Here is a 3,083-nt window from a genome sequence, read left to right on the forward strand (position 1 = left end):
ATAATAATCGTCTTGGCAAAATGATCGTGTCCTTTAGTGGTGCTGAGCTTCCAATTATCTCCAACTTTTTCTAAAGTGGTGCAGCGTTCCTCTAAAACGACCGTCGGATTGTAACTCATTGCTTGCTGAACAAGCTGGGCAACAAGTTCCTTGGCCATAATTTTCGGGAATCCCGGCATATCGAAGATGTACTTTTCCGGATAGAGGGCAGTAAGTTGACCACCTAATTCTGGCAGGCTATCTATGATCTTCGTTTTCATTCCACGCAAGCCTGCGTAAAATGCTCCGAACAGGCCTACCGGACCTGCCCCGATAATGATAAGGTCGTCTAGTTCATTTTCGATCATTTTCAGCTTAAGCAACGAGCGTTGCTTTGTCCTCCTTCATCGTCCCAACAAGTTGGCTGTTATTATCGGCTCAATTAATTATGAATACTTCCAGAACCCTAACAAATTTCGAACTCGCAAGCTCTTTAATCCGTTTTCTATTACTTCCTCCATACGGGTTGAACCCATGCTTTTCTCCCACAGGATTCAAATATTTTGGCGCGAACATAAGTTTCGGTGCCATCGAAGGAGTAACTCGGGGTTAGGCTTGTGTCAATTTTCAGGAGTTGGCCATCTTGTCCTAGAAATAGTGTTGTAAAAAGCGAGCCGAAGTGGCACTGAATTCGTAGGGAATATTCCGTGTCCGTAACTTCGATTTCGTCGAGAATTATGCCTGTGGAAGAATAGAAGTCGCCATTTATGAGGGCTTGCTGAATAGCTTCGGGAGTTTTTTTATCGGCTCGAACGACAACCCAGCCTTTGCCTGGAAGCGCAAGATTTTGATAATCCGCCCAGTTTGGACAGTGAATAGTGTGGCAATCATCGGTTGCGGTGCCGAAAATTTTCATCCCAGCCGAAAGCAGTTGGCCCCAAAGCTCATCTGTACTCGGCTTGTCTCCGCCGCCAAGGTTGTTATTGTTTGGGTAGCAGTTGCTGACCTCAATCAACTTGATGCCCTTGGTAGGGGTTATATCGCTGGAATTTAGGTTCCAACCAATGTTTGGGTGATTTATCTGGGAAATAGCGCCGCAATCGCTAACAGTCTCTGAAATGGTTTGGAGAGTTTCGCTCATTGTGGCTTTGGCAGTAGGGTTCTTGAAGCTATATGGGATTCCCAAAGCATTGACTTCTGCCCAACGTCCATCAGCAATTCCAATACCGATCTCAGTCCCCGTCATCACGAGAATATCTTCATTTTTAAATTCCTCCACCGATGTAACGAGTACGTGATCGGTAATATAGAGGAAATCATAACCAAGCGCAGCATAAACTTCCACAAGTTCCGCAGGTGATGCATCCCCATCACTATTCGTGCTGTGCGTATGTAAACTTCCCTTAAACCAAGCCATGTTGTTCCTTTCGATTGCGTATGGTGGAATTGTACACTTAAATCTCCTCCCTTAGCGCCCTAGCTTTGGACGAAGATAGAGCCGATAAAGCAGCCCCATCAAGCCATCGCTATAGGCTACCATCACCCGCGGTAGTTCCAAACGAGGGCTTTCAGGGGTAACAAACCCTCTTTTAACAGTAAATGAAACCGTGTAGTCGTGCTTGCGAAGAGTATCTAGAACTTGTTTGTTATAGAAGCCATACGGGTAGCAAAACACCTTCGAACGCATGCCGATATTGGCAAAGATCGCTTCTTCAGCGTCCATCACCTCAGCCTCCAGTTCGTCCGCCGAAAGCTTGGCGTTCCAACAGTGAGTTCGGGAATGGTTATCAATTGCAAACCCCTGCTCTGCCCATTTTTTAAGGGTCGGCCAATCGGCAAGCGGCGTGCCCCGATCTCCATCCCATTGACTGTTTTGCCCAACCATCGAGGAGACTGCGAAAAATGAACCTGTAAATCCCGCTGCTTGAAGAATAGGCGCTGCCGTTTCGACTGTCTTTTCATAAGCATCGTCAAAAGTAAAGACCACGGTGTTGCGCTTGGGGTCGAAGTGATTGTTAGCAAGTTGCGATGGTGTAGGCGCCTGCCACCCTCTCCGCCGAAACCAATTCACCTGCCTCGCAAATCCTTCCGGCGAAGCGTTCAGCCGCCGATCTTCCTTCTTAATAATCGGCGCCCCAACCTTATGATAACCAAGAACAACAATCATGGAGCTATCCTTTATATACTTATCCGTGTCATTCTGAATGACACTTTGAAAAGAAAACCCTTATGCCCCCAACGCCTCTCTCACCAACCTTGGGATATCCTGTGTGGTGTCGGCAACGGGGGTGTTGGCGGATTTCAGGGCGGCTAGTTTGGATTCAGGGCCGCCTTGGCCGCCCGAGATGATTGCTCCGGCATGACCCATTCGTTTGCCGGGAGGAGCGGTGCGGCCGGAAATAAAACCGATTACCGGCTTTTTCATCTGCTTGATATACTCAGCGGCCTCTTCTTCATCGGTTCCGCCGATTTCACCCACCAAAACAATAACATCAGTGGCAGGATCGGCTTCAAAAAGAGGCAGGATATCGATGAATCTTGAACCTAAAACAGGGTCGCCGCCAATACCAACACAGGTGCTCTGCCCTAACCCGACTCGGGTGAGCTCCCATACGATTTCATAAGTTAGGGTGCCCGATCGAGAGATCATGCCGATGTTGCCGTGAGTAAAAATGTTGTCGGGCATGATGCCGATTTTGCATTTGCTTGGTGTGATTACCCCTGGGCAGTTAGGGCCAATTAAGCGTGTCTCGCCTTTCGCCCGAAGCATATTGACAACCCGTACCATATCTGAAGTTGGAATCCCTTCAGTGATGGAAATTACTAAGGGTAAATGCGCATTGGCTGCCTCGGCAATCGAGTCGGCAGCGAATGGAGGGGGAACGAAGCTAACGGAAGCATTAGCGCCGGTCGCTTTCACCGCTTGTTCGATAGAGTCGAAGACCGGAAGGCCGAGGAATTCGATGCCACCCTTGCCTGGGGTGACACCGGCCACAACTTTGGTCCCATATTCGAGCATTTGGCGAGTGTGGAACTCTCCCTCGCGCCCAGTCATTCCCGAAACTACAACACGTGTATTCTCATCGATTAGGATAGCCATGATC

At 48.6% G+C, this 3,083-nt stretch carries 4 protein-coding genes; all 4 read right to left on the minus strand.

What is annotated here, in order from left to right; translation table 11 throughout:
* On the minus strand, window positions 1–362 hold a 362-nt coding region (locus WCO51_11660), incomplete at its 3' end, for an NAD(P)/FAD-dependent oxidoreductase (protein ID MEI6513911.1).
* Between the two features lie 125 nt (window positions 363–487).
* Entirely contained in the window at window positions 488–1,396 is a 909-nt protein-coding gene (locus WCO51_11665) for a CehA/McbA family metallohydrolase (GenBank protein MEI6513912.1), read from the minus strand.
* A gap of 51 nt (window positions 1,397–1,447) precedes the next feature.
* Window positions 1,448–2,146 (minus strand): polysaccharide deacetylase family protein, encoded by a 699-nt coding sequence (locus WCO51_11670; protein ID MEI6513913.1) that lies wholly within the window; start codon window positions 2,144–2,146, stop codon window positions 1,448–1,450.
* 60 nt (window positions 2,147–2,206) lie between these two features.
* Window positions 2,207–3,079: a succinate--CoA ligase subunit alpha gene (sucD, locus tag WCO51_11675; GenBank protein ID MEI6513914.1), complete on the minus strand. Its 873-nt coding sequence runs from the start codon at window positions 3,077–3,079 to the stop codon at window positions 2,207–2,209.
* Window positions 3,080–3,083 lie beyond the last annotated feature (4 nt).

The organism is bacterium, from assembly GCA_037131655.1.
GTDB lineage: Bacteria > Armatimonadota > Fimbriimonadia > Fimbriimonadales > JBAXQP01 > JBAXQP01.